At 66.3% G+C, this 26,086-nt stretch carries 24 protein-coding genes; 12 read left to right on the forward strand and 12 right to left on the reverse strand.

Annotation, left to right across the window (positions count from 1 at the left end; all coding sequences use genetic code 11):
- Positions 1-205: 205 nt before the first annotated feature.
- The 6 genes from ACODRX_RS07980 (at position 206) to ACODRX_RS08005 (ending at position 3,786) form a co-directional block, all read left to right on the forward strand.
- Positions 206-769 carry an RNA polymerase sigma factor gene (locus ACODRX_RS07980; RefSeq protein WP_488870770.1) on the forward strand — a complete coding sequence of 188 codons (564 nt, stop codon included), beginning with the start codon at positions 206-208 and terminating at the stop codon, positions 767-769.
- Entirely contained in the window at positions 766-1,224 is a 459-nt protein-coding gene (locus tag ACODRX_RS07985; protein ID WP_488870772.1) for a DUF3619 family protein, read from the forward strand. Before ACODRX_RS07980 ends, ACODRX_RS07985 begins: the two co-directional genes overlap by 4 nt.
- A gap of 110 nt (positions 1,225-1,334) precedes the next feature.
- Positions 1,335-2,111 carry a DUF3106 domain-containing protein gene (locus ACODRX_RS07990; protein WP_488870774.1) on the forward strand — a complete coding sequence of 259 codons (777 nt, stop codon included), beginning with the start codon at positions 1,335-1,337 and terminating at the stop codon, positions 2,109-2,111.
- Positions 2,112-2,117: 6 nt separating this feature from the next.
- On the forward strand, positions 2,118-2,663 hold the full coding sequence (locus ACODRX_RS07995) for an RDD family protein (protein ID WP_488870776.1): 546 nt from the start codon (positions 2,118-2,120) through the stop codon (positions 2,661-2,663).
- 104 nt (positions 2,664-2,767) lie between these two features.
- Positions 2,768-3,178: a diacylglycerol kinase gene (locus ACODRX_RS08000; RefSeq protein WP_488870778.1), complete on the forward strand. Its 411-nt coding sequence runs from the start codon at positions 2,768-2,770 to the stop codon at positions 3,176-3,178.
- On the forward strand, positions 3,175-3,786 hold the full coding sequence (locus ACODRX_RS08005; RefSeq protein ID WP_488870780.1) for an LOG family protein: 612 nt from the start codon (positions 3,175-3,177) through the stop codon (positions 3,784-3,786). Before ACODRX_RS08000 ends, ACODRX_RS08005 begins: the two co-directional genes overlap by 4 nt.
- A 169-nt stretch (positions 3,787-3,955) precedes the next feature.
- On the opposite strand, the gene ACODRX_RS08010 is transcribed toward ACODRX_RS08005, so the two are convergent.
- Together ACODRX_RS08010 and ACODRX_RS08015 are read right to left on the reverse strand one after the other, a co-directional pair.
- Positions 3,956-4,294 (reverse strand): P-II family nitrogen regulator, encoded by a 339-nt coding sequence (locus ACODRX_RS08010; protein ID WP_488870782.1) that lies wholly within the window; start codon positions 4,292-4,294, stop codon positions 3,956-3,958.
- Positions 4,295-4,355: 61 nt separating this feature from the next.
- The gene (locus ACODRX_RS08015; protein WP_488870784.1) at positions 4,356-6,008 is read right to left on the reverse strand and encodes an NAD+ synthase; all 1,653 of its coding nucleotides are present in this window, start codon (positions 6,006-6,008) and stop codon (positions 4,356-4,358) included.
- A 57-nt stretch (positions 6,009-6,065) separates the two neighbouring features.
- On the opposite strand from ACODRX_RS08015, the gene ACODRX_RS08020 reads away from it, so the two are divergent.
- Both ACODRX_RS08020 and ACODRX_RS08025 read left to right on the forward strand, forming a co-directional pair.
- The gene (locus ACODRX_RS08020; protein ID WP_488870786.1) at positions 6,066-7,235 is read left to right on the forward strand and encodes a GNAT family N-acetyltransferase; all 1,170 of its coding nucleotides are present in this window, start codon (positions 6,066-6,068) and stop codon (positions 7,233-7,235) included.
- Between the two features lie 141 nt (positions 7,236-7,376).
- Entirely contained in the window at positions 7,377-7,562 is a 186-nt protein-coding gene (locus ACODRX_RS08025; protein WP_488870787.1) for a CsbD family protein, read from the forward strand.
- A gap of 125 nt (positions 7,563-7,687) precedes the next feature.
- On the opposite strand, the gene ACODRX_RS08030 is transcribed toward ACODRX_RS08025, so the two are convergent.
- Both ACODRX_RS08030 and ACODRX_RS08035 read right to left on the reverse strand, forming a co-directional pair.
- Positions 7,688-8,128, reverse strand: a complete 441-nt coding sequence (locus tag ACODRX_RS08030; RefSeq protein ID WP_488870936.1) for an IPTL-CTERM sorting domain-containing protein — start codon at positions 8,126-8,128, stop codon at positions 7,688-7,690.
- A gap of 821 nt (positions 8,129-8,949) precedes the next feature.
- A complete protein-coding gene (locus tag ACODRX_RS08035) occupies positions 8,950-9,600 on the reverse strand; it encodes a DedA family protein (protein ID WP_488870788.1) in 651 nt (216 codons plus the stop codon).
- A gap of 102 nt (positions 9,601-9,702) precedes the next feature.
- On the opposite strand from ACODRX_RS08035, the gene mutL reads away from it, so the two are divergent.
- The gene (gene mutL / locus ACODRX_RS08040) at positions 9,703-11,688 is read left to right on the forward strand and encodes a DNA mismatch repair endonuclease MutL (protein ID WP_488870790.1); all 1,986 of its coding nucleotides are present in this window, start codon (positions 9,703-9,705) and stop codon (positions 11,686-11,688) included.
- Positions 11,689-12,538: 850 nt separating this feature from the next.
- Here the strand turns inward: mutL and ACODRX_RS08045 are convergent.
- Positions 12,539-12,967: a hypothetical protein gene (locus ACODRX_RS08045; RefSeq protein WP_488870791.1), complete on the reverse strand. Its 429-nt coding sequence runs from the start codon at positions 12,965-12,967 to the stop codon at positions 12,539-12,541.
- 471 nt (positions 12,968-13,438) lie between these two features.
- Between ACODRX_RS08045 and ACODRX_RS08050 the strand changes: the two genes are divergently transcribed.
- Complete coding sequence (locus tag ACODRX_RS08050; RefSeq protein WP_488870793.1) at positions 13,439-14,743, forward strand: NAD(P)/FAD-dependent oxidoreductase; 1,305 nt, start codon at positions 13,439-13,441, stop codon at positions 14,741-14,743.
- 26 nt (positions 14,744-14,769) lie between these two features.
- Here ACODRX_RS08050 and ACODRX_RS08055 read toward each other — a convergent pair whose 3' ends face one another.
- Genes ACODRX_RS08055 through ACODRX_RS08070 form a run of 4 tightly spaced genes read right to left on the reverse strand, consistent with a single transcriptional unit; the run spans position 14,770 to position 19,742 of the window.
- Positions 14,770-16,329 (reverse strand): DHA2 family efflux MFS transporter permease subunit, encoded by a 1,560-nt coding sequence (locus ACODRX_RS08055; protein WP_488870795.1) that lies wholly within the window; start codon positions 16,327-16,329, stop codon positions 14,770-14,772.
- Between the two features lie 19 nt (positions 16,330-16,348).
- Positions 16,349-17,578 carry an EmrA/EmrK family multidrug efflux transporter periplasmic adaptor subunit gene (locus tag ACODRX_RS08060; protein ID WP_488870797.1) on the reverse strand — a complete coding sequence of 410 codons (1,230 nt, stop codon included), beginning with the start codon at positions 17,576-17,578 and terminating at the stop codon, positions 16,349-16,351.
- 56 nt (positions 17,579-17,634) lie between these two features.
- The gene (locus ACODRX_RS08065; protein ID WP_488870799.1) at positions 17,635-19,137 is read right to left on the reverse strand and encodes an efflux transporter outer membrane subunit; all 1,503 of its coding nucleotides are present in this window, start codon (positions 19,135-19,137) and stop codon (positions 17,635-17,637) included.
- Entirely contained in the window at positions 19,134-19,742 is a 609-nt protein-coding gene (locus ACODRX_RS08070) for a MarR family winged helix-turn-helix transcriptional regulator (RefSeq protein WP_488870801.1), read from the reverse strand. Before ACODRX_RS08070 ends, ACODRX_RS08065 begins: the two co-directional genes overlap by 4 nt.
- Positions 19,743-20,087: 345 nt before the next feature.
- On the opposite strand from ACODRX_RS08070, the gene gdhA reads away from it, so the two are divergent.
- Positions 20,088-21,434 carry an NADP-specific glutamate dehydrogenase gene (gene gdhA, locus ACODRX_RS08075; RefSeq protein WP_488870803.1) on the forward strand — a complete coding sequence of 449 codons (1,347 nt, stop codon included), beginning with the start codon at positions 20,088-20,090 and terminating at the stop codon, positions 21,432-21,434.
- A gap of 90 nt (positions 21,435-21,524) precedes the next feature.
- Positions 21,525-22,541: a tRNA (adenosine(37)-N6)-dimethylallyltransferase MiaA gene (miaA, locus tag ACODRX_RS08080; RefSeq protein ID WP_488870804.1), complete on the forward strand. Its 1,017-nt coding sequence runs from the start codon at positions 21,525-21,527 to the stop codon at positions 22,539-22,541.
- 394 nt (positions 22,542-22,935) lie between these two features.
- Here miaA and ACODRX_RS08085 read toward each other — a convergent pair whose 3' ends face one another.
- The 3 genes from ACODRX_RS08085 to ACODRX_RS08095 are packed head-to-tail and all read right to left on the reverse strand — an operon-like array spanning position 22,936 to position 26,049.
- Entirely contained in the window at positions 22,936-23,922 is a 987-nt protein-coding gene (locus tag ACODRX_RS08085; RefSeq protein ID WP_488870806.1) for a branched-chain amino acid ABC transporter permease, read from the reverse strand.
- Positions 23,923-23,932: 10 nt separating this feature from the next.
- Complete coding sequence (locus ACODRX_RS08090; protein ID WP_488870807.1) at positions 23,933-24,817, reverse strand: branched-chain amino acid ABC transporter permease; 885 nt, start codon at positions 24,815-24,817, stop codon at positions 23,933-23,935.
- A 38-nt stretch (positions 24,818-24,855) separates the two neighbouring features.
- On the reverse strand, positions 24,856-26,049 hold the full coding sequence (locus tag ACODRX_RS08095; RefSeq protein ID WP_488870937.1) for an ABC transporter substrate-binding protein: 1,194 nt from the start codon (positions 26,047-26,049) through the stop codon (positions 24,856-24,858).
- Positions 26,050-26,086: the final 37 nt, after the last annotated feature.

Consider the following 26,086-nt stretch of genomic DNA (forward strand, 5'->3'; position numbering starts at 1 on the left):
CATAGGCGAGATGCTTGCGACGCCGGACCGTGACCCTTTTGCCATTTGTATAGATGAAAATAGATTATCGCACTGCAGCATCGCATTTGTGCGACTAAGCTGGAAAAAATTAGCTGCAATGCGATAATCGCACGCTTTCATGGTGCATCTTGGATGTACAAAAAGCACAACACCGCATCCCGAAATGCTCTAGGTCTGACTGAGATTGGCTACCGAAAGAGAACTCTCCGACTTCCTCAAAAGCGTTGAAAAGCGAGCTTTCAAGCGCTCGCTTTTTCATGTGCGCAACGAGGACGCGGCCCTGGACATCGTGCAGGACAGCATGCTCAAGCTGGCCGAGCACTATGGCGACAAGCCGCCGGCGGAGCTGCCGATGCTGTTCCAGCGCATCCTGTCCAACAGCACGCTGGACTGGTTCCGCCGCCAGAAGACGCGCAACGCCATCTTCAGCAATCTCAGCGACTTCGAAGGCCCGGACGACGATGGCGACTTCGACCTGCTGGAGACGTACAATGCGTCCTCGGGCGAGGCCGAACAGAGCGCCGAGGACCATACCCGCCGGGTACAAACACTTGCATTGATCGAAAAAGAGATACAAGAGTTGCCAGCGCGTCAACGCGAAGCGTTTCTCATGCGTTACTGGGAAGAGATGGACATTGCAGAGACTGCTGCAGCCATGGGTTGCTCCGAAGGGAGCGTCAAGACCCATTGCTTCCGGGCCATCCAAACCTTGAGCAAAGTGCTCAAGGCCAAAGGAATCGAGCTATGAACCGCCACCAACCAGCCTCTCTTCAGACCGCCAGCGCCGACGCATTCGCCCGCCGTATCGCCGCTCGCCTGGCGGAAGGTGAATCCGAGCTCGGATACGACATCGGCGAGCGATTGCGCGCCGCCCGCGAGCAGGCGCTGGCCCGCCGCAAGGTGGTGGCCGAGCCCGCCATCGCCCGCCATCCGGCCCCTGAGAGCAGCAGCACCGCGATCTCGGGCGTACGCAAATGGTGGCGCGCCGCCGTGTCGGCGGTGCCGCTGGGCGCGCTCGCGGCCGGCCTGGTGTTCTTCAATGGCGTGCAGGCGGACGAAGGCGCCAGCGAAATGGCCGCCTTCGATGCCACGCTGCTCGCTGACGAGCTGCCTCCCAGCGCCTATACTGATCCTGGATTCGCCCAGTATCTGAAAACTGCGACGATGGCGAAGCCCGCCACCAAGCCTGTTGACCAGCATTGAGACACGACCAGCATCACCTTACATCCGACGAGAGCCCCAGGCCCGCCCTGCTTCTCACCGCGACAGCCAGCATCTTGCTGGCTGCTTTCGCTATGGGCGGCATCTGGGCCGTGCCCCGCTCCAGCAACATCTACGGCAGCGCGCCGACCGACTGGGTCAGTGCCCCGGCCACGATCCGCTACAGCACGCCCCGCCCCGGCGAAGGCCCGGACTGGGACAGCCTCGACGAGGACGAGCAGAAGGTCCTCGCGCCGCTGCAGGCCCAGTGGGACGCGATCAGCGTGCCGCAAAAGCGCCGCTGGATCCTGATTGCCGACAGCTTCGACGATTTCTCGGCCGATGAGCAGGCCCGCATCGGCGAGCACATGAAGGACTGGGCCAAGTTCAGCCTGCACGAGCAGAGCCAGGCCCGGCTCAACTATGCCAACGTCAACAGCCTCCCTTCGGAGCGCAAGCGCGAACTCTGGGAGGAATACCAGGCGCTGAGCGCGCGCGAACGCAAACGCCTGGCCCAGGGCGGTCCGCACACGCCCGGCGTGGCGCTGGCGCTGCGGCCCAGCTCCAAGGCGTCGTCCCGGCTGGTGAAGATTCCCGCGGCGGCCATCAACCCCAACCGGGCCAACCCGCCCAAGATCCTGCCGCCGCCCGAAATCAAGATCCAGTCGCGCCCGCCGGTCACCACGGTGGAGATCGGCACGCCGGCCCCGCTGCCGCCAAGCCCGCCAGTCCCGCCTGCTTCGCTCTCTTCGCCGCCCCCTCCGCTGCCGCCACCGCCAGCCGAAACCTCGCCGGTGCAAACCCCAGGCACGGTCACGCCGACCCCGCTGCCCCCCGCCATCCACCAGGGCGCGATGGCCGAGCGGCCCGTCTTTGGCGAAGGCTCCTGATCCGCCATGCCTCATCCCGCCACTGCCCAGCCTGCGAGCACGATCGCTTCCGGCTCTAGCACCGCGCTGCAGGCCCCAGGATTGGCCCGCCGCATGGCCTGCTGGCTGTACGAGGGCATGCTGCTGTTCGGCGTGGTGTTCATCGCCGGCTATCTCTACGGCACCCTGAGCCAGACCCGCAACGCCATGGACAACCGGCATGGCCTGCAACTGTTTCTTTTTGTGATCTTCGGCATTTACTTCGGCTGGTTCTGGCACAAGGGCCAGACCCTGGCGATGAAGACTTGGCACATCCGCGTGGTGGACCGCCAGGGCCGGCCGCTGACCCAGCTGCGGGCCCTGGCGCGCTATTGCCTGAGCTGGCTGTGGTTTCTGCCACCGCTGGTGGTCACCCTGCCTTTTCACCTGCCGGTGCTAGAGACCAGCGTGCTGCTGGCCGGCTGGATTACGGTCTGGGCGCTGGCCAGCCGGCTGCATCCGCAGCAACAGTTCTGGCACGATGCGCTGGCGGGCACGCGTTTGGTGCAAAATCAGCCTGTTGCGAAGAAATAGCACGCGCCGGCTGCCCCCTCTAGCGTAGCAGCCTGCCGCCTGCGGCAGCCGCGCTGGTCCGGCCGCACTTTCGTGTCGCATGCGCTCTTCGGTTTCGTTTCGATATGTCCCACCCGCCCTCTTCCCCCGACCCCTTTGCCGAGGTCAATCCGCAAAAGGCCCGCGCCGGCCTGCGCCGCATCTGGCATGCCGCGGGCTACTCGATGGCCGGGCTGCGCGCGGCCTGGCGCGAGACCGCCTTCCGCCAGGAGGTGATCGCCGCCGTGGTGATGCTGCCCACGGCCGCCTGGCTGGCGCGCGACTGGCGCGAATGGGCGCTGCTGGCCGCGCCGGTGGTGCTGGTGCTGGTGGTCGAGTTGCTCAACAGCGCGGTGGAAGCGGCCATCGACCGCTTCGGCCCCCAGTGGCACGAGTTGTCCAAGAACGCCAAGGACATGGGCAGCGCCGCCGTGCTGCTGTCCGTGGGCCTGTGCATCGCGGTCTGGGGCGCGGCGCTCTATGAAAGATTTGCATGAACCCAAGCTCCACATCCCCCGCTCCGGCCTTTTCCATCTGCGTCTACTGCGGCTCGCGCCCGGGTGACGATGCCGCCTACGCGCAGGCCGCGCAGTCGGTAGGCCACTGGATAGGCCGGCATGGCGGCCAGCTGGTCTACGGCGGCGGCAAGACCGGGCTGATGGGCACGGTAGCCCACGCCGCGCGCGAAGCCGGCGGCCGCGTCGTCGGCATCATTCCGCAGGCCCTGGTCGACAAGGAGCTGGCCAACGAGCTGTGCGACGAGCTGCATGTGGTGGCCACCATGCATGAGCGCAAGGCGATGATGGCCGAGCGCAGCGATGCTTTCGTGGCCCTGCCCGGCGGCATAGGCACCTTCGAGGAGCTGTTCGAGGTCTGGACCTGGCGCCAGCTGGGCTACCACGACAAGCCCATCGGACTGCTGAACGCCGGCGGCTACTACGACAGCATGCTGCAGTTCCTGCAGCAGTGCGTGGGCCACGGCTTCATGGGCGAATGGCAGATGGGGCTGATCGAGTCCCATGCCGAGGTGCCAACGCTGCTGGCCCGCATGGTGGAGAACGCCGGGCTGAGCACCATCTCGGACGAGCTGCGCCAAGTGCTCTAGCGCCCAGCCGCCCCCAATAAAAAATGGCTCCCCACGCTCCCCACTGCGTTGGGTCGCTGCCCCTCCGGGAGGGGCGCTTTTTTATCTTGGGGCGGCCCGGCGATAAAAAATGCGCCTTGAAGGCGCATTTTTTCCTATGGCTGGCAGCACGCACGCCGCAATTTCCGGCCTATACCGCGGCCTCGTCCAGATCGCCGGTGCGGATGCGGATCACCCGCTGCACCTCGGTGACGAAGATCTTGCCGTCGCCGATCTTGCCGGTGCGCGCGGCATTGACCACCGCATCCACGCAGCGCTCCACGTCTTCTTCCTTGACCACCACCTCGATCTTCATCTTGGGCAGGAAGTCCACCACGTATTCCGCGCCGCGGTACAGCTCGGTGTGCCCCTTCTGGCGGCCAAAGCCCTTGACCTCGCTCACCGTCAGACCGGTCACGCCCACTTCGGCCAGCGCCTCGCGCACTTCGTCGAGCTTGAACGGTTTGATAACGGCGGTAATCATCTTCATGGGGAACTCTCCTGGAATTAGCGAAAGGGGCTGGATGGCCTATTGTGGCACGGCCACCACCTCAGCCCCGGAACCGGTTGGTGATCGGATAGCGCCAGTCGCGGCCGAAGCCCCGCTCCGACAGCCGTGGCCCCACCGCGGCCTGGCGGCGCTTGTATTCGTTGATGCGGATCAGCCGCACCACCCGCTCCACGTCGGCGCGCGCATAGCCGGCCTGCACGATGCTCTCGATGCCCTCGTCCCGCTCCATGTAGCGCATGATGATGGCATCGAGCACCTCGTAGGGCGGCAGGCTGTCCTGGTCCTTCTGGTCCGGCCGCAGCTCGGCGCTGGGCGGGCGGGTGATGATGCGCTCGGGAATCGGGTCGCGGCCGGTGCCGTACGGGTCGTGGGCATTGCGCCAGCGCGCCAGCTCGAACACCCGGGTCTTGAGCACGTCGCGCAGCACCGCAAAGCCGCCCGCCATGTCACCGTACAACGTGCAGTAGCCGGTGGCCATCTCGCTCTTGTTGCCGGTGGTCAGCACGATGGAGCCGAACTTGTTGGACAACGCCATCAGCAGCGTACCGCGGATGCGCGCCTGCAGGTTCTCCTCGGTCGTGTCCTCGGCGCGGCCCGCAAAGTCCGCGGCCAGCGCGGCCTTGAAGCCCTCGAACATGGGCGCGATCGAAATCTCCTCGTACTGCACGCCCAGGCGCTCGGCCATCTCGCGGGCGTCGATCCAGCTGATGTCGGCCGTGTAGGGCGACGGCATCATCACCGTGCGGACCTTGCCGGCACCCAGCGCGTCCACCGCGATCGCCAGCACCAGCGCGGAATCGATGCCGCCCGACAGGCCCAGCACCGCGCCGGGAAAACCGGTCTTGCCCAGGTAGTCGCGCACCGCCAGCACCAGCGCATGCCACAGCTGGCTGTTGGTGTCGCCCAGCGCGGCAACGGCACCGGACAAGCCGATGCCGGCCGGCGCCTGATCCACCTGCACCAGCAGCAGCTCTTCCACAAAACCCGGCGCCCGCGCCGCCACGCTGCCGTCCGCTTGCAGCGCGAACGAATGGCCGTCGAACACCAGCTCGTCCTGCCCTCCCACCAGGTGGGCATAGACCATGGGCAGGCCGGTTTCGCGCACGCGCTCGGCCATCACCGCCTCGCGCTGCTGCGGCTTGTCGATCTGGAACGGCGAGGCATTGATCACCGCCAGCAGCTGCGCCCCGGCCCGTTGCGCGCTGAGCGCCGCCTCGGGCCGCCAGGCGTCTTCGCAGATCAGCAGGCCGACGCGCAGGCCCTCGACCTCGAACACGCAGGGTGCATCGCCGGTGGCGAAATAGCGTTCCTCGTCGAACTCGCGGTAATTGGGCAGCGCACGCTTGTAGTAGGTAGCGGCTACGGCGCCGTTGCGCACCACGCTGGCGGCGTTGTAGCACAGCGGCCGGCCCTGCCGCGGCGCCTGCATCGGATGGCCCACCACCAGCGTCAGCCCGGGCCACTGGGCCGAGGCCTCAACCACCACGGCCAGCGCGGCGTCGCATTCGGCCAGGAACGAAGGCCGCTGGTACAGGTCTTCGGCCGCATAGCCGCAGATGCCCAGCTCGGGCGTGAGCAGCAGCTTAGCGCCCTGGCCCGCGGCCTGCGCAGCCGCCTCCACCATCTTGCGGGCATTGCCCTGCATGTCGCCCACCACCAGATTCAGCTGGGCCACGGCTATTGCGAAAGTCATCGTGCAATCGGTCAGGTTCGTCCAGCGGGGAACTATCGCACAAATTACCATTGCGCGATGTCTTCCATCACCGCGCATATCCACGACCGCATGCAGTCCATACCCGCCGCCGCCTGGAACCGGCTGTGGCGCGAGGCGCCGCACGCCACGCCCTTCATGCGCCACGAATACCTGCTGGCACTGGAGGAAAGCGGCAGCACAGGCGCGGACACCGGCTGGCAAAGCTGCCATGTCACGCTGCAGCGCGATGGCGTGCTGGTGGCGGCCTGCCCCCTGTACCTCAAGGCGCACTCCTATGGCGAATACGTGTTCGACTTCGCCTGGGCCCGCGCCTATGCCGAGCATGGGCTGGCCTACTATCCCAAGGCGGTGATCGCCGTGCCCTTCACGCCGGTGCCGGGCAGCCGGCTGCTGGCGCAGGACGATGGGCTGCGCGGGCAACTGCTGCGCGCCGCGCTGCAGTTTTGCGAATCGCGGGGCATCTCGTCGCTGCATCTGCTGTTCGGCAGCGCCAGCGATCTGCAGGCCGCCGAGGCCGCTGGCCTGATGCAGCGCCAGACGGTGCAGTTCCACTGGCACAACCGCAGCGCCGAGCCCTACCGCGACTTCGACGACTTCCTGGCCGCCCTGCAACAGGACAAGCGCAAGAAGATCCGCCAGGAGCGGCGCAAGGTGGCCGAGGCCGGTGTGAGCTTTCGCCACGCAAGAGGCCGGGATATCGCCGCACAGGACTGGCAGTTCTTCTACCGCTGCTACGAGCGCACCTACCTGGAGCACGGCAACCCGCCCTACCTGAAGCCGGCCTTCTTCGAGGCCATGGCGGCCCACATGGCCGAGCATTGGCTGCTCTTCGTGGCCGAGCGGGGCGGCCGGCCCATCGCCAGCAGCCTGATCGCCGTCGACGATGGCGGCGCAGCCCCCCGCGCCTACGGCCGCTACTGGGGCGCGCTGGAGCGCGTGGACTGCCTGCACTTCGAGGCCTGCTACTACCAGCCGCTGCAGTGGTGCATAGCGCAGCGCTTTGGCAGCTTCGAGGGCGGCGCCCAGGGCGAGCACAAAATGGCCCGCGCGCTGCTGCCCACCACCACGCCCAGCGCGCACTGGCTGGCCCATCCGGGCTTCGCCGCGGCGGTGGAGCGCTTTCTGGACCGCGAAGGCGACGGCATGCGCCACTATCTGCAGACGCTGGAGCAAGGCACGCCGTTCAAGCAAGTGCCGGAGATGTAAGCAAATCTTGCCCTGTCAGCCTGGCCGTACAAGGGCATGCAGGCGATGCCGACGCGCTTTGCAGACACCGCCCACACGCTCGGCGCCTGCTGGCCGCAACAATGGACTTGTCATTCACCAAGCCATCAAAGGAGTGCTTCCATGAACAAGGATCAAGTCGTCGGCAAAATCAAGGATGTGGCCGGCGAAGTGCAAGCCGGTGTCGGCAAGGCCATCGACAGCCCCACGCAGGTGGCCAAGGGCAAGGCCCTGGAGGTCGAGGGCAAGCTGCAAAAGGCGGCGGGCGATGTCAAGGAAGCCGCCAAGGACGCGGTGAAGAAGCCCTGACAAATTGACACCTGTGCATACACAAACTTCGGGATTGCTATGCGCGGCTCATGCAAGATAAGCCCCATCGATACCGCAGCAACGAACCCCTCCTTGGCCAGCGACAGCTGGCCTTTTTTTGCCTCTTAGTTGCCGCTGCGGCGCCGCTGCCATACACCTGCCCCGGCGGTCAACAGTCCCAGCAACGCCAGAGCCGCCGCATTCAGCGCCGGCACCGGCGCTGCGGCAGCTGCCGGCGCCACCGTGATCGTGATGTTGGCATCCGCGCAGTTCTGCTCATCCGCCACGTCGCACAGGCGGTAGGGCAGCGTATAGCTGCCGGCCGCCACATTGCTGGCCACGCTGACCGAGCCGGTGCTGGTATCCAGCGTGAAACCCGCGGGCCAGCCGCCGCCGGCAGCGATCACGGTATTGGCTGCATCGGCAGGCACCGTGGTGCCCTGCGCGCCGGTCAGCTTGTCGTTGCCGCGGATATTGGCCACCGCCACGCCGGACTTGCCCAATACCGCCGTCCCGGCATCGTCCGTGGCTGTGGGCGTGATGCTTACGCTCAACTGGAAACCCACGCCATCCTGGCCGCCAAAGACCAGGAACTGCCCCAGCTTCAGCTCGTTATAGCTGCCAGTGAAGCGATAGATGCCGCAGACCCGCTGCGAACCGGCAATGCATCCCTCCAGGCGAGTCGGCGTTCCCGCAGGATACGGGCCGCTCACGGACAGCGTTGCCGCTGCCGCATTGATCATCGACGGCTGGTTCGACTGGATGTCCACCACGGCGTCATTGCCGGAACTGTCTTTCGTGCCCTGGACGGTGACCCCCGAATTGTCAAGGCTGTAGAAGATGAGAATGGGGTCGATCAGCGGCTGCGCGAACTGGATCGCGGCTACCGACGGGCTGCCGGGGGAAATGGTGTTCGCATTGGGCGAACGCACGAACTCGTAGGGGTTCGTGTTGAAACTGGCTGGGTAAATGCCGGCATTCGTATTGCCCCAGGCCACGCCATTGTTCAGGTACGCCAAGGCCGTGTAATTGCTGTCCTGGTTCACAATGGTCAACGCAGTGCCATGCAGGGTTCCCGACAGCGATGCGCCGCCGGCGCCTGAATAGGAGGCCCAGTAGTCCGCCCCCCAGGCCATGCCCACACCCATCAAAGAAACGCCTGCGGCCAGGCACCGCAGGGTGCGCCGGGAAATATGCCGGAGATACATAGGATTGCCCCTATTGAAGACAGTGCAGCCCCGGCAGCAAGACCCGAACCATCGATAGCTCGGGCAGATCAATCGCTCCAGGCATGGATGGGACCCCATCCATGCCAAATTATTTCAAGAAGAAATAATGTGTGCCTATTATTAACAGTATTTGAATATTCCGTGCCTGAAAACGGCCTTCAGGCCTCCTGCCCGCTGTTCCTGCCGGCGCGCCAAGCCCCCCAGATGGCCAGCAGGCCGGGGATCAGGATCAAGCCCCAGATGATCTTTTCCAGGTGCTGCCTGACCAGCGGCAGGTTGCCGAAGAAATAACCCGCGGTGCAGATGCCCAGCACCCAGACCAGGGCGCCGAGCAGGTTGTAGGCGACGAACTTGCCCCGGCTCATGCGCGCCACGCCCGCGACAAAAGGCGCAAAGGTGCGGATGAAGGGCATGAAGCGCGCCAGCACCACGGTGATGCCGCCATAGCGCTCATAGAACGCGTGCGCCCGGTCGAAGGCCTTGCGGTTGAACCAGCGCGAATCCTCCCACTGGAATACCTTGGGGCCGATGTGGTGCCCGATCTGGTAGTTGCACTGGTCGCCCAGGAAAGCCGCCACCAGCAACACCGCCACCGCCAGCGGAAAATCCATCAGCCCGGCGCCGCACAGCGCGCCCACGATGAACAGCAGCGAATCGCCCGGCAGGAAGGGCATCACCACCACGCCGGTCTCGACGAACACGATGGCGAACAGCAGCGCATACACCCACATGCCATAGCTGGCCACAAAGGATTCCAGGTACTTGTCGACATGCAGGATGAAGTCGATCAACAACGAAACATATTCCAACGAAAACTCCTTCAAGACCAATACAGACAAGCGCCAAAAGCTATGTTTTTTGCATTCCCGCGGAACCAGCAGGCTGGCTACTCTACTCTAGAATCCCCGCCCATGACGACTGAAACCGATCTTGCCACGCCTGCGCCCGCGCAGCGCCGCCCCATCCAGGATCTGCCCGACGAACTGGTCAGCCAGATCGCCGCGGGCGAGGTGGTGGAGCGCCCCGCCTCGGTGGTGCGCGAGCTGGTGGACAACGCGCTCGATGCCGGCGCGCGCAGCATCACCGTGCGGCTGATGGCCGGCGGTGTGCGCCTGATCACCGTGGAGGACGATGGCTGCGGCATTCCGCAGGGCGAACTGGCGATCGCGCTGCGCCGCCATGCCACCAGCAAGATCCGCAACCTGCACGACCTGGAATCGGTGGCCACCATGGGCTTTCGCGGCGAGGCACTGGCCGCGATCGCCTCGGTGTCGGAGATGAGCGTGCTCTCGCGCCCGGCTGAGCAGGACGGCGCCTGCCTGCTCGATGCCCGCAGCGGCGAGCTGCGCCCCGCCGCGCGCCAGACCGGCACCACCATGGAGGTGAAGGAGCTGTTCTTCAGCACCCCCGCGCGGCGCAAGTTCCTCAAGAGCGACGCCACCGAACTGGCCCACTGCATAGAGGCCGTGCGCCGCCACGCGCTGGCCCGCCCCGAGGTGGGCTTTGCCATCTGGCACGAAGGCAAGCTGGTGGAACAATGGCGCGCCACCTGGCAGCCGGATGAGCTGCCCGACGACGAGGCCGGGCGCGAAGCCAGCTACGACCGGGCGCTGGAGCGCCGCCTGGCCGACGTGCTGGGGCAGGAGTTTCTGGAGCAGTCGCTTGCCGTGCACTACCGCGCCGGACCAGTGCTGGTGCGCGGCCGCGCCGGCCTGCCCGATGCGGCGCGCTCGCGCGCCGACCAGCAGTTCTGCTATGTGAACGGCCGCTTCGTGCGCGACAAGGTGCTCACGCATGCCGCCCGTGCCGCCTATGAAGACGTGCTGCACGGCCAGCGCCAGCCCGTCTATGCGCTCTATGTCAGCATCGACCCGATGCGCGTGGACGTGAACGTGCACCCCACCAAGATCGAGGTGCGCTTTCGCGACAGCCGCGAAGTCCACCAGGCCGTGCGCCACGGCGTGGAAAACGCCCTGGCCGCGCCGCGCGCCCAGGCGCTGGCGGCGGCCGGTGAAGCCACGGCCGCAGCAGAAAACCCCACGCCTGCCCAGGCCCCGGCGCCTCTTTGGCAGGCGCAGGCCGCCATGCATTTCGACAGCCCGCGCGCAGGCGACTCGCGCCGGGCGCTGGAGCAGGCGGCGGTGCTGTGGGGCAGCCCTGCGGCAGCACCTGCCGAGGCGCCCACCGCCCAGGAGCCCGGCGCACCCTGGAGCCTGAATCTGCCGACCAGCGCGCCGGATGCCGGCGCGAACATCGCGCCAGCCGCCGTGCCAAGCCCCCAGCCATCCGCGCCAGCACCTGCGCCAACCCCTTGGCCGCTGGGCCGTGCGATGGCACAGATCCATGGCGTCTACATCCTGGCCGAGAATGCCCAGGGCCTGGTGATCGTGGACATGCATGCGGCGCACGAGCGCATCGTCTACGAGCGGCTCAAAAACCAGATCCAGGGCTCCCATGCGATTGCCAGCCAGCCGCTGCTCATCCCCGCCACCTTCGCCGCCACGCCGCAGGAAGTGGCCTGCGCGGAAGAGCACCAGGCCACGCTGCAGCAGCTGGGGCTGGAGATCGCGCCTTTCTCACCCAAGACCCTGGCGGTGCGCGCCACCCCCACCACGCTGGCCCAGGGCAATCCGGTGGAGCTGGCGCGCAACGTGCTGGCCGAACTGGCCCAGCACGACGCCAGCACCGTGGTGCAGCGCGCGCAGAACGAAATCCTCGCCACCATGGCCTGCCATGGCGCGGTGCGTGCCAACCGCCAGCTCACCATCGACGAGATGAACGCCCTGCTGCGCGACATGGAGCACACCGAGCGCTCGGACCAGTGCAACCATGGCCGCCCCACCTGGCGGCAGCTGAGCATGCGCGAGCTGGATGGGCTGTTTTTGCGCGGGCGCTAGGGTGCGCCATCAATGGCTTTCGCGCAGGCAAGCCATTGATCCCAGGCCCAGGCGCAAAAAGGGCCGCACATGGCGGCCATCCAGCGATTGCGCGGGCAGTGCGCCCGCGCTGGAATCAAGGGGCAGGAGCGCTGGGGACGCACAGTGCATATGCAGTGGCCGTCCCATTGATGAGGATACCTGCGAAGCGCACTGTCCAACCATCACGGGCAGCGGTGGGCGCACTGCTACGCACAGATGCCACATCATTGCTGTTCGAACCGCCTCCGGAAATGACAACCTTCCCGCTTGGGCAAGTTGCCGTCACCTGATAGCGGCTGGGATCACCAGAGCCAGCCGTGCCAGTTGCAACAACCCACTCAGCACCCAAGGCAGAGAAATTCACCGGTCCTTCAGCGCCTGTCGCCCCTGTAGGGCCTGTTGCTCCCGTCGCACCCGTGGCTCCGGTAGGGCCCGTCGAGCCCGTAGCTCCCGCCGAGCCCGTCGGTCCAGTAGGCCCAGTCGCCCCGGTTGCACCCGTCGAGCCAGTCGCCCCGGTTGCACCCGTCGGCCCCACCGGTCCGGTCGGATCCACCGACAGATTGCCGCTGGCATCTGCCCTCACAAACCCTGCCGTCGCACCCAGCACCGGCATCGTCACCCCGGTGCTTCTGAACTGGGTGACCGTGGTGCCGCCCTGCTTGATATCGACGCCGTCATTCCCCGATACGGTGGCCGGTGCGGCATGGACCGAGGCTCCCAGGGCCAGCAGGAGACCGGCCAGCAAGGGGCTGGCCACGGCGCGGGAAGAAATGTGCTTTTGCATGGTGATGACTTTCTGAGTGGTTCGCAAGTTCAATGGAATGGGGTATCAGCGTGCGTTCTGCCGGCGCTTGCCCAGCCAGCGCCGCGCCGGGATGGCAGCGCCCAGCAACAGGCTCATCAGCGCCAGGCCGAGCGGGCTGTTGGACGGCACCGGGGCTGCGGATGGCAGGGGATTGATGCCGCTGCCACCACCACAGCTGTAGTTGCGGGTATAGGAGGCACCGCTGAAAGAGCCGCTGTTCTGCACGTTGGTTACCGAAACATCGAAGGTGCTGTTGGTAGCGGCGATCGAAGCGCCGGGGCCGATGATGATGTGGCCCACGTTCTGGAAGGTGTAATTGGTGACGGTGAGCGACGTGCCAGTGACCACCAGGTCTTCGCATTGCAAGTCCATGGAGCCGTCTGACAGCGTGGCCGGCGAGCCGGACACGGTGTAAGCCGCGTGCGCGCCCCCCGCCCATGCGATGCCGGCCATGCACACCGCGGTGGCTGCCTGTCGTCTCCAATCGGTTCGCCTGCGCATACCCGCGCTTGCTGGATAGCTGGTTTGCATGGATTCACTCACTTTGTTAAGAAATTCACTTTTTCACAATTTATTGCAATTCTATGCACAAAACTATCGAATCACCAGCTTTGAAACTAGGTGTAAACACCAGGATTTTTAACATTTCGTCGGCAAAATTTCTTTATGTCAAAAACCTGAAAATCAATGATGCACAAATAATTTATTGCTATTGTTTTTGATATTTTCTCAACCCGGCAAAAATGCAAGCGGCAAGCCGCGCCCCGATCCATCAATGGCTCGGATGTGCCATTGCCACCCTGTGAGTACTCTTCGTCCAGTCAGATCCTCAGCACTTTCACGGATATCTCACATGGCCCAGATGCGTGGCCTGGGCTGGATGCGCTATGCTCATCCCGAGCTTGAATTACCAGGAGAAAACCCATGGCCGGCAAGACCCCATCGCATCGCCTGGTGATCGTTGGCGGCGGCGTGGCCGGGCTGGAGATCGCCAGCACGCTGGCGCGCCAGCGGCGCTGGCGGGGCGCGCTCGACGTGATCCTGGTGGACAGCGACTCGGCCCATGTGTGGAAGCCCATGCTGCACACGATCGCGGCCGGCACCAGCGATATCTCGCAACAGCAGACCGCCTTTCTCGCGCAGGCGCGGCAGGCGGGCTTCACCTTCCAGCCGGGCGCGCTGCAGGGGCTGAACCGCACCGCGCGGGAGATCCAGCTGGCGCCGGTGCATGCGCCGGACGGACGCCTGCTGATTCCCGCGCGCGAGCTGAGCTATGACACGCTGGTCATCGCCATCGGCAGCGAGGCCAACGATTTCGGCACCCCCGGGGCCGCCGAGTATTGCTACCGCATCGACTCGCGCCAGCAGGCCGATGCCTTCCACGACGAGGTGCGGCTGCGCCTGCTGCAATGCCTGTCGCAGCAGTCCCGGCTGCGCATCGGCATCGTCGGCGGCGGCGCCACCGGCGTGGAGCTGGCGGCCGAGCTGGTGCAGCTGGTGGAAAGCAGCGTGGGCTATGGCGCGCATGGGCTGCGCGAGCATGTGACCATCACGCTGCTGGAAAGCGGCCCGCGGCTGCTGGCGGCTTTTCCCGAAGACATCTCGGCCGCCACCCGAGCGCGGCTCGAAGCGCTGGGCATACGCGTGCTGACCGAGGCCTTCGTCGGCGCGGTGGATGCCGAGGGCTTCGTGCTGAAAAACGGCGAGCGCATTCCGGTGTCGCTGCCGGTATGGGCCGCCGGCGTCAAGGCACCCGATTTCCTGACGCGCCTCGATGGCCTGGCCACCAGCCCCAACAACCAGCTGGTGGTGCTGCCGTCGCTGCAGACCACGCTCGATGCACGCATCTACGCGGTGGGCGACTGCGCCAGCCTCACCCTGCCCGGCATGCAGCGCCCGCTGGGGCCGACCGCGCAGGTCGCGCACCAGCAGGCGCAGCACCTGATCCGCTACCTGCCCGGCGCCATGCTGCAAGGCCGGCCGATACCGGATTTCAAGTACCGCAACTTCGGCTCCATCGTGTCGCTGGGCGAGTACGACGCCTTCGCGTCGCTGGGCCAGTTCGGCTTTCTCGAAGGCACGACCATCCAGGGGCGCCTGGCCCAGCTCAGCCATGTGATGCTGTACCGCAGCCACCAGGCGCGGCTGCATGGCTTTTGGCGCGGCAGCCTGCTGTGGCTGGTGGACTACATCAACCAGCGACTGCGCGGCTCGATACGGCTGGATTGAAGGCTGGCCTTATAGCCAGCGCCCCCTCAATGCGCGGCCGAGGCCGCATCCGCGCCCGCGCCGCCGCCGCGGTGGGCCAGCCACACCAGCGGGATCAACAGCAGGAACAGCAGCGCCGAGCCCCAAAAGATGTCGTTGGCCGCGAGCATGAAGGCCTGCTGGTTGACCATGCGGTCGATCTGCGCCAGTGCCTGCTGCTGGCTCAGGCCGGCGGCCTGCAGGCCGTTCAGCGCCAGCTGCGTGGGGCCGTCGCCAAGGCTGATGTGCTCCACCAGCTGCGCATGGTGCAGGCTGGCGCGCCGCTCCCACAGCGTGGTGGAGATCGAGGTGCCCACCGCGCCGCAGGTGATGCGCACGAAGTTCGACAGGCCCGAGGCGCTGGCCATCTTCTCGGGCGGTATCTCGCTGAGCGTGAGCGTCATCAGCGGGATGAAGAAGCCGGCCATGGCCACGCCCTGGATGATGGTGGGGATCATGATCGTGGTCAGGTCCACCTGGGTGCTGAAGCGCGAGCGCATCCACAGCACCAGCGCGAACACCAGGAAGGCCGCGGTGGCATAGCGGCGCGGATCGACCTTGTGAATGGTCTTGCCCACCACTGGCGACAGCACCAGGGCCAGCAGGCCCACCGGCGCCATCACCATGCCGGCGTCGGTGGCGGTATAGCCCATGAACTGCTGCAGCCACAGCGGCAGCAGCACCACGTTGCCAAAGAACAGCCCGTAGCCCACCGAGATCGCCAGCGTGCCGGCCCAGAAGTTGCGGTTCCTGAACAGGCGCAGGTCCACCACCGGGTGCTTGTCGCCCAGCTCCCAGACCAGGAAGTACGCGAAACCGATGGCCGCGATCGCGGCGCAGGCCACCACCAGCGGCGACTGGAACCAGTCGTGCTCCTTGCCGATGTCCAGCATGATCTGCATTGACGACACCCACACCACCAACAGTGCCAGCCCGATGCCGTCGATGGGCAGCGACAGCCGCGGCGTATCGCGGTTGCGGAAGATGCTCCAGGTGGCCACCACCGCCAGGATGCCCACCGGCACGTTGATGTAGAAGATCCACGGCCAGCTCATGTTGTCGGTGATCCAGCCGCCCAGCAGCGGCCCCATCACCGGCGCGATCAGCGTGGTCATCGACCAGAAGGCCATGGCGGTGCCCGCCATGGCCTTGGGGTAGCTGGCCAGCAGCAACGACTGCGACAGCGGGATCATCGGCCCGGCGACGAAGCCCTGCAGCACGCGAAAGGCAATCAGCAGCGTCATGTTCGGCGCCATGCCGCACAGCCACGAGGAGATCACGAACAGCAGCACGCTGAGCACGAACAGCCGCACCTGGCCGAAGCGCATCGACAGCCAGCCGGTCAGCGGCACCGAGATCGCATTGGCCACCGCAAAGCTGGTGATCACCCAGGTGCCCTGGTTGGTGCTGACGCCCAGATCGCCCGCGATCGCGGGCAGCGAGACGTTGGCGATCGAGGTGTCCAGCACGTTCATGAACACCGCGGCCGACAGCGCCACCGTGCCCAGCGCGCGCGCCGAGCCTTCCAGCGGCGGATGCGGCAGCGCAGCCTGGTTGGGAGAAGCCATGTTTGCCCCGCCCGTCCGCTTACAGGCGCTTGCCCGCGTTGTCGGCGATCACCTGGGCGATCACCGCGTTGGCGCCCTTGTCCTGCGCGGCGTAGACATCGGTCTGCGCCAGCGGCTCCTTGCGCGGCGCCTCGGCCAGCATCTTGCCGTCCTGGTTGCGGATGTCCACATCGACCACCATCGACAGGCCCACGCGCAGCGGGTGCTCATCGAGCTGCCTGGGGTCGAGCGCGATGCGCACCGGCACGCGCTGCACCACCTTGATCCAGTTGCCGGTGGCGTTTTGCGCCGGCAGCAGCGAGAAGGCCGCGCCCGTGCCCACGCCCAGGCCTTCGATGGTGCCGGTGTATTCCACCTTCTTGCCGTAGAGGTCGGCCACCAGCTTGGCCGGCTGGCCCAGGCGCAGGTTGCGCAGCTGGTTTTCCTTGAAGTTGGCCTCGACCCACAGCGCGTGCATGGGCACCACCGTCATCAGCGGCGTGCCCGGCGACACGCGCTGGCCCACCTGCACCGAGCGCTTGCCCACCACACCGTCCACCGGCGAGACCAGCGCCGAGCGCTGCTGGGCCAGATAGGCCTCGCGCAGCTTGGCGGCCGCGGCCTGCACGTTCGGATGGTCGGGGATGGAGATGCCCTCGGTCAGCGACTGGTTGCTCGCCAGTTGCTCGCGCGCGGTCTTCACCGCGGCCTGCGCAGCGCTGAGCGCGGCCCGTGCGGCATCGAGCTGGCTTTGCGCATGGCTGAGCTCTTCCTTGGAGACCGCGCCATTGCCCGACAGCGCCTGGCGGCGCTTGAGATCGCTGGCCGCGCGCTCCACATCGTTGCGGGCCTTGGCCACCTCGGCCTCGCGCAGCGCGATCTGCGCGTTCAGCGAGCCGTTGTTCACATACAGGGTGCGTACCTGGCGCACCGCCTGGGCCAGGTTGGCCTTGGCCTGCTCGAAAGCCACGTTGGCATCGGCCGGATCGAGCCGCACCAGCACCTGGCCCTCCTTCACATAGTCGGTCTCGTCGGCCATGATGGCCTGCACCGTGCCCGCGGTCTGCGGCGTGATCTGCACGATATTGCCCTGCACGTAGGCGTTGTCGGTTTCCTCGAAGTGGCTGTTGAGCACCCAGTCGTAGACGCCATAGGCGGCGCCGGCGAGCACGACCAGCGCGGTCAGGCGCACCAGCCATTTCTTGCGGCTCGGCGGCTGCGACGCGGGAGCGGGTGCCGGGCTTGCGGTATTCGATGCATTGTTGGACATATTGGATTCCGTGCGAAGTATTTTTTGCAAAGTTATGGGTGGATTCGCAGATGCGCTCAGCCGCCGCGCGCCGCCACTTGCGCCGTGGCGGCTGCGGGATTGGCGGCCGCGCCGGTATCGGCATAGCCGCCGCCCAGCGCCTGCGCCAGCGCGGCATGGCTGGTGAGGATGCGGGCCTGCAGGTCCACCGCGGAGCGGCGCTGCTGCAACACATTGGTTTCAGCCGACAGCACATTGAGATAGGTGCCCAGCCCCGCGGCATAGCGCTGGCGCGCCAGCTCGTAGGCGCTTTGCGCGGCCTGCGCCGCGGCGCGCTGGTCGTCCTGCTGCGCCTGCGCCGACTGCACGCCGACGATCTGGTCGGCCACGTCGTGCACCGCCTCGATCACCGTCTGGTTGTAGTTCTCGACCGCGGAGTCGTAGTCGGCCGACTTGCCGCGCAGGTTGGCGCGCAGGCGGCCGCCGTCGAAGATCGGCAGGCTCAGCGCCGGCCCCACGCCCCACTGGCGGCTGCTGCCCTTGAGGAATTCATTCAGGCCCAGGCTGGACAGGCCGACGAAGGCGCTGAGATTGATGTCCGGATAGAACGCCGCCTTGGCCGCGGCGATGTCGTGCTGCGCGGCCTCGACGCGCCAGCGCGCGGCCGCCACGTCGGCGCGGCGGCCCAGCAGGTTGGCCGGCAGCTGCTGCGGCAGCGCCGGCAGCTTCAGCGCGGCCAGCGGCGAAGCGCTGATCGACGCGGCCTCGGCCGGCCTGCCGAGCAAGGCGGCCAGCGCATTGCGCGCCAGCTGCTTTTGCTCCTGCACCTGGGCCAGCTGCACCCGGGCCTCGGGCACGCCGCCCTCGCTCTGGCGCACCTCCAGGCGCGTGTCCAGGCCGGCGTCGAAGCGCTCGCGCACCAGCTTGAGCGTGTCGCTGCGCTGCGCTACCGCGCGCTCGGCCACCGCCTCCTGCTCCTGCAGCCGCGCCAGCTGCACATAGGTCTGCACGATGCGGCTCGCGAGCAGCACGCGCGCGGCATCGCGGTCGGCCTCGGCGGCGCGCACGCCGCCCACCGCCGCTTCCAGCAAGGCGCGGTCCTTGCCAAACAGGTCCAGCGACCAGCGGCCGTCCAGCTCCGCCGAGGCCATGGTCTGGTTCGAGCCGCCCAGCGGCGCCGGGTAGATCGCGTTGGCGCTGAAATGCTGGCGCATCACGCTGGTCTGGCCGCTGAGCTGCGGCAGCTGGTTGGCATGCGCCAGCTGCACCGCGGCAGCCGCCTTGGCGATGCGCGCCTGCGCGATGCGCAGCGAGGGGCTGTCGGCCAGCGCCTCGGCCACATAGCGGTCGAGCCGCTCGTCGCCGAGCTGGCTCCACCATTGCGCATCGACGGACGAAATGCGCGCCGCCTGGTCGGCAGCCGAATGGCCGGCCAGGCCCAGGGTTTCGGGCGTGCGCAGCTGCGCGGTGGTATGGATGCCGCCCATGTCGGCGCAGCCGGCCAGCGCGATGCAGGCCAGGCAGGCCAATGCCGCCGCACCCACGGCACGCCGCGGCATGCTGCTGTTATCGAGGTTCATGAATCTTCCTTCTCTGGATTCGGATGGCGGCCCGCGCAGGGCGAGCCGAACTGCCAGGTGCCGTCGGTGTTGACGCGCACCGGCAGCAGCTCGGCATTGCAATGGACGGTCTGCGGCAGCGCGGTGTAGACGCGCAGCAGATAGCGCTGAAACTGCTGGCGCTCTTCGGCATCCAGCGGGCTGAGCACGTCGTGGTTCACGCCCTTGACGATGTCGGGCAGCTGCGCCGCGCAGCGCTGGCCCTCGGGCGTGAGGCGCAGCCGCACCACGCGGCGGTCGGTGGTCGAGCGCTCGCGCTCGATGATGCCCTTGTCTACCAGGCGGTCGATCATGCGCGTCATCGCGCCGGGCGACTGCATGCAGTTGCGCGCCAGCTCGGCCGCGGTCTGCGCCCGGCCTGCGGCCAGGTGCAGCACCGGCATCCACTGCGCCTGCGTCAGCCCCAGCGGCTCCATGCGCCGGTCAACCTCGGCCCGCGCCATCACGGTGACGATGCGCATCAGCCAGCAGTGGTAGTCCATTGCATTGAGCAGCGGCGGCGCGCAGCCGCCCGCGGCCGGAGCGTCCGGCGGCTCGGTTATTGAATTGCTTGCCTGCTTAATCATGACAGATGAAATTATTTCCCAGGCAATTATTAAGCACGCAACTGCATACCGCCATCTCGGCGCGCAAAAGCCCTGTTCGCCACGAATGAATAGCCTGCTGTCACCGGCTGGACATCGGTTGCCATCCGCCAATTTGGTGCAACGGATGCGCCAGAAATGCACCAAATTGGCCTGAAACGCATTCATGGTGATTTGGTTGCAAGTCTTCTGCTGTAAATTTCTATGCATGCCGGCATAACTTTTCGGCATAATGATGGGTTTTGGTGCATTGCGCACCACCGTTGTGCACGCCGGAGACGATCCGGTCTTCTGTGAATTTCTTCTAAAAGAAAGAGCCTTGCCGTCATGAAGTACCAGTCCCTTGAGCAGTTCCTGAGCTATGTAGAGCAGCGCAACCCCGGCCAGCCTGAGTTCCTGCAGGCCGTGACCGAAGTGATGGAGAGCTTGTGGCCCTTCATCGAGAAGCACCCGCGCTATGCCGAACATGGCCTGCTCGAGCGCCTGGTGGAGCCCGAGCGCGCCATCAGCTTCCGCGTGTGCTGGACCGACGACCACGGCCAGGTGCAGGTCAACCGCGGCTACCGCATCCAGCACAGCATGGCCATCGGCCCCTTCAAGGGCGGGCTGCGCTTCCACCCGTCGGTGACGCTGTCGGTGCTCAAGTTCCTGGCCTTCGAGCAAACCTTCAAGAACGCGCTGACCACGCTGCCCATGGGCGGCGGCAAGGGCGGCTCGGACTTCGACCCCAAGGGCAAGAGCCCGGCCGAGGTGATGCGCTTTTGCCAGGCCTTCGCGGCCGAGCTGTTCCGCCACGTAGGCCCCGACACCGACGTGCCCGCCGGCGACATCGGCGTGGGCGGCCGCGAAGTCGGCTTCATGGCCGGCATGTACAAGAAGCTGTCCAACAGCTCGGCCAGCGTGTTCACCGGCAAGGGCCTGTCCTTCGGCGGCTCGCTGATCCGCCCCGAGGCCACCGGCTACGGCACGGTCTACTTCGCGCAAGAGATGCTGGCCACGCGCGGCCAGTCGTTCGCCGGCAAGACCGTCTCGGTCTCGGGCTCGGGCAACGTGGCGCAGTATGCGGTCGAGAAGGCCATGGAGCTGGGCGCCAAGGTGGTTACGGTGTCCGACTCGTCGGGCACGGTGTACGACCCGGACGGCTTCACGCCGGAGAAGCTGGCCATCCTGATGGACGTGAAGAACCACCACTACGGCCGCGTGAACGAGTACGCCGCCAAGGTGCGGGGCGTGGAATTCTTCGCCGGCAAGACGCCGTGGCACATCAAGGTCGACGTGGCCCTGCCCTGCGCCACGCAGAACGAGCTGAACGAGGCCGACGCCAAGCAGCTCATCGCCAACGGCGTGCAGTGCGTGGCCGAAGGCGCCAACATGCCTTCGACCATCGAGGCCGCCAAGGCCTTCGAGGCCGCGGGCGTGCTGTATGCGCCCGGCAAGGCATCGAACGCCGGCGGCGTGGCCACCTCGGGCCTGGAGATGAGCCAGAACGCCATGCGCCTGTCGTGGACGCGCGACGAAGTCGATGCCCGCCTGCTGCAGATCATGCAGGGCATCCACGCCGCCTGCCTCAAACACGGCAAGCGCGAGGACGGCACGGTGAGCTACATCGACGGTGCCAACATCGCCGGCTTCGTCAAGGTGGCCGACGCCATGCTGGCCCAGGGCGTGCTGTAAGCCTTCTTGCCTCCGCATGCGCAGGGAGCCCTCGGGCTCCCTTTTTCGTTCTACACTCGCGCTGCACTCAATCCCAAGCCCACCAACACCTTGAATCCCCGCTCTCCCCTGTGCATCGGCCTGGCCGGCCCGACCGCATCCGGCAAGACCGGCGCCGCGATCGCGCTGGCCCAGCGGCTGGCGCCCCGGCTGCCGGTGGAGATCATCAGCGTGGATTCAGCGCTGATCTACCGCGGCATGGACATAGGCACGGCCAAGCCCACGGCAGCGGAGCAGGCCGGCATTCCGCACCACCTGCTCGACATCCGCAGCCCGCGCGATTCCTACAGCGCCGCCGAGTTCGTGCGCGAGGCGCTCGCGCTGATCGCGGACATCCACCGCCGCGGCGCCGCCAGCCTGCTGGTGGGCGGCACCATGCTGTACTTCAAGGCGCTGATCGACGGCATCGACGACATCCCGTCCGCCGCCCCCGAGCTGCGCGCCGCCATCGATGCCGAGGCCGCGCGGCTGGGCTGGCCGGCGCTGCATGCGCAGCTGGCCCAGGTCGATCCGGCCACCGCGGCGCGCCTGGCCCCGGCGGACAGCCAGCGCATCCAGCGGGCGCTGGAGGTCTGGCGCAGCACTGGCAGGCCGCTGTCGAGTTTTCATACCCGCGACCAGGCGCCCGGCGCCTCGCCCCTGCTGCGCCTGGCGCCCGGCTTTGCCCTCTTCAGCCTGGAGCCCGCAAGCCGCGGCTGGCTGCACGAGCGCATCGCGCTGCGCTACGACGCCATGCTGCGCCAGGGCCTGCTGCAGGAAGTGCTGGCGCTGCGCCAGGACGAATCGCTGCACCTGGGCCTGCCCTCGATGCGCTGCGTGGGCTACCGCCAGATGTGGGAAATGCTCGATGCCTGCGCGGCCCAGGGCATCCAGGTGCAGGCCGAGTCCGACGTGCCCCCGCCGCTGTGGGCCGAGATGCGCGAGCGCGGCATCGCCGCCACGCGCCAGCTCGCCAAGCGCCAGATCACCTGGCTGCGCAGCATGCCCGCGCGCCGCGCCATCGCCTGCGATGCGCCCGATGCACTGCAGCAGTGGCTGGATGCGGCCGTGCAGCAGTTGCAGGGCTGACGGCGGCTGCCGGCAAAGCTATCAAAAAAAGAAGCTTTCAGCGCATGATACAAAAGGGTTTCAGATAGTTTTCTATCTGAAACCCATACCCATTGGGCGCTAGCAGCTCCTATTTTTATCTCCGGGCCGCCCCAAGATAAAAAGCGCCCCTCTTGAAGTAATGCCGTTCACTTAGGCAAGCCGAAACTGCTGCCAGCCAGTGCGCAGGTTTGATGGCAGAGGCCGGGACTCGCCCCGGCCTCTGGCCTCAAAACAAGGCTTCATGCTTGCCCGCTACGCGGGGGCTCCTGAGGGACTCATTCAGTTCACTGGCTTAAGTGAACGGCATTACCCCTCTTGGAGGGGCAGCGACCCAACGCAGTAGCGGGGAGCGTAGGGCGCTCCGCGCTGCTCTTCAATGCGCCTTCTTGCGGTCGAGCCAGGCGATCACCTCGCCCATCACGCCGCGGCGGAAGGCCAGCACGCAGATCACGAAGATCAGGCCGGTGACGATCGTCACCGACTCACCCAGCGTGCTGAACCACTCCACGCCGGTCATGCGCGACAGCGCGGTGCCGATGTCGCCGATCTTGTTTTCCAGCGCCACGATCAGCGCCGAGCCCATGATCGGGCCCGACAGCGTGCCAAGCCCCCCCACCAGCGTCATCAGGATCACCTGGCCCGAAGCGGTCCAGTGCACGTCGGTCAGCGTCGCGAAGCCCAGCACCACGGTCTTGAGCGAGCCGGCCAGCCCGGCCAGCGCCGCCGAGATCACGAAGGCCAGCAGCTTGAAACGGTCCACGTCGTAGCCCAGCGAGGTGGCGCGCGGCTCGTTTTCCTTGATGGCCTTGAGCACCTGCCCGAACGGCGAGTGCACGGCGCGCACGATCAGCAAAAAGGCCAGCGCCACCACCACCAGGCACAGGTAGTACATGGCCAGGTCGCTCTCCAGGCTGATGACGCCGAACAGCTTGCCGCGCGGCACCGCCTGCAGGCCGTCCTCGCCGCCGGTGAACGGCAACTGCAGGCAGGCGAAGAACAGCATCTGCGCCAGCGCCAGCGTGATCATCGAGAAGTAGATGCCCTGGCGGCGGATCGCCAGCCAGCCGAACACCAGGCCCAGCAGCGCGCCGAATGCAACGCCAGCCAGAATGCCGAGCTCGGGCGTGAGGCCCCAGGTCTTGATGGTGTGGCCGGTGATGTAGGCCGCGCCGCCGAAGAAGGCCGCGTGGCCGAACGACAGCAGCCCGGTGTAGCCCAGCAGCAGATTGAAGGCGCAGGCGAACAGCGCGAAGCACATGAGCTTCATCACGAACACCGGGTAGGCGCCCATCGCCGGTGCCAGCAGCAGGCCCAGCAGCAGCAGGCCGTAGCCCCATTTGGCAAACTTCTTGGAATTCATCCCCTCGTCCTCACTTCGCTTTGCCAAACAGGCCGGCCGGGCGCACCAGCAGCACCAGCACCATGATGACGAACACCACGGTGGCCGAGGCCTCGGGGTAGAACACCTTGGTCAGGCCTTCGATCACCCCCAGCCCCAGCCCGGTGACGATGGCGCCCATGATGGAGCCCATGCCACCGATCACCACCACCGCGAACACGGTGATGATCAGGTTCTGCCCCATCAGCGGCGTGACCTGGTAGACCGGCGCGGCCAGCACGCCGGCGAACGCGGCCAGCGCCACGCCGAAGGCGTAGGTGAGCGTGATCATCAGCGGCACGTTGACGCCGAAGGCCTCCACCAGGCGCGGGTTCTCGGTGCCGGCGCGCAGGTAGGCGCCCAGGCGGGTCTTCTCGATCACGAACCAGGTGGCGATGCAGACCACGAGCGAGGCCACCACCACCCACATGCGGTAGTTGGGCAGCATCATCACGCCCAGGTTGGTGGCGCCTTCGAGCAGCTCGGGCGTGTCGTAGCCCAGGCCCGAGACGCCGTAGAGCGAGCGAAACACGCCTTCGATCATCAGCGCCAGCCCCAGCGTGAGCAGCAGCCCGTACAGGTGGTCGAGCTTGTAGATCCAGCGCAGCAGCAGCCGCTCGATCAACACGCCTATGACCCCCACGATCAGCGGCGACAGCAGCAGCATCCACCAGTAGTTGATCTGGAAGTAGGTCATGGCCATCCAGGTTGCCATGGCCCCCAGCATGAACAGCGCGCCGTGCGCAAAGTTGATCACATTGAGCAGGCCGAAGATGACTGCCAACCCCAGGCTGAGGATGGCGTAGAACGAGCCGTTGACCAGACCCAGCAGCAGCTGGCTCAGCATCGCGGGCATTGAAACTCCGAATATGTCCATGGGGGGCTCACGCAGCAGTGGATGAACGACCTACGCACTCACTTCCAGAGCGCGCACTTCGACTCGGCCTTGGTGGTCCAGACCGTGTCGGCGGGCAGCGTCTGCAGCACCTTCAGGTAGTCCCAGGGCTTCTTGGATTCGGCCTGCGACTTCACTTCCACCAGGTACATGTCGTGCGCATAGCGGCCGTCGGGGCGGATCACGCCCTTGCCGTAGAAATCGTTGATCGGATGGCTCTTGAGGTAGGCCATCACCTTGTCGGCGTCGGTGGACTTCACCGCCTCCACCGCCTTCAGGTAGTTCATCGTGGCGGAATAGTCGGCCGCATGGATGTCGGTGGGCATGCGCTTGGTCTTGGCAAAGAACTTCTCGCCGAACTTGCGCGAGGCGTCGTTCATGTCCCAGTACCAGCTCACCGTGTGCAGCAGGCCTTCGGTATTCTTCAGCCCCAGGCTGTGGATGTCGGTCAGGAACACCAGCAGGCCGGCGGTCTTCATGGTCTTGTTGATGCCGAATTCCTTGGCCGCCTTGACGCTGTTGATGAAGTCGCCGCCGGCATTCGCCAGGCCTAGCACCTGGGCCTTGGAGTTCTGCGCCTGCAGCAGGAAGGAGGAGAAGTCGGAGGCGTTGAGCGGGTGCTTGACCGAGCCCACCACGGTGCCGCCGCTGGCCTTGACCACGGCTGCCGTGTCGTTCTCCAGCGAGTGGCCGAAGGCATAGTCGGCCGTCAGGAAGAACCAGCTCTTGCCGCCACGGCCCACCACCGCGCCGCCGGTGCCCTTGGCCAGCGCCACGGTATCGTAGGCATAGTGCACGGTATAGGGGCTGCACTGCTCGTTGGTCAGGGCCGACGAGCCGGCGCCGCTGTTGAAGTAGATGCGCTTTTTCTCCTGCGCCACCTTGGCCGCCGCCAGCGCGGTGCCCGAGTTGGTGCCGCCGAACAGCAGGGTCACACCCTGGGTGTCGATCCATTCGCGCGCCTTGGACGCGGCGATGTCGGCCTTGTTCTGGTGGTCGGCGGATATCATCTCGATGGGCTGGCCCAGCACCTTGCCGCCGAAGTCGTCGATCGCCATCTGGATCGCGACCGCGCCGTTCTTGCCCTCGACGTCGGCGTACAGGCTCGACATATCGGTGATGAAACCGATCTTCACTTTCTCCTGCGCATGCGCACCTGCGGCGGCGGACAGCGCCATCAGGCAGGCGGCCTGGGCCAACAACTTCATTTTCACTTTCATGATCAAGCTCCCATGTGAACCAAAAAAATCC

This window comes from Comamonas sp. FG99, from assembly GCF_057808605.1.